This window comes from Pseudoalteromonas sp. S1650 (assembly GCF_005887195.1).
Taxonomy (GTDB): Bacteria; Pseudomonadota; Gammaproteobacteria; order Enterobacterales; family Alteromonadaceae; genus Pseudoalteromonas; species Pseudoalteromonas simplex.
In genome coordinates this window covers 1-257 of sequence record NZ_PNDF01000253.1, presented here as the reverse complement: position 1 = coordinate 257, position 257 = coordinate 1, and the positions used below count along the sequence as shown (strand labels likewise).

The 257-nt window shown below is 37.0% G+C and carries 1 protein-coding gene; it reads right to left on the bottom strand.

What is annotated here, in order from left to right; translation table 11 throughout:
* Window positions 1-257, bottom strand: a 257-nt coding sequence (locus tag CWB80_RS22310; RefSeq protein ID WP_138686328.1) for an efflux RND transporter permease subunit, incomplete at both ends; no start/stop codon positions are given.

Here is a 257-nt window from a genome sequence, read left to right as displayed (position 1 = left end):
CAAGTTAACGATCACATCAATAATAATGGGAACGATAAAAAATACTGAGATTGGCTGAAATAACATAGCCTCAACGCCTTCATAGCTAAACAGCGGTAATAATACGGTTAGTATGATCAAAGAGGAAAAAAAGATAGGCCGTTCGACTTCTTTTGCAGCAATAGCCAACAGCTGCGAAGAGGTCTTATGTTTATTATGTTTAAGCCCTAAGAGACTAAATACATTATCAACCATCACAACAGATCCATCTACAAGCA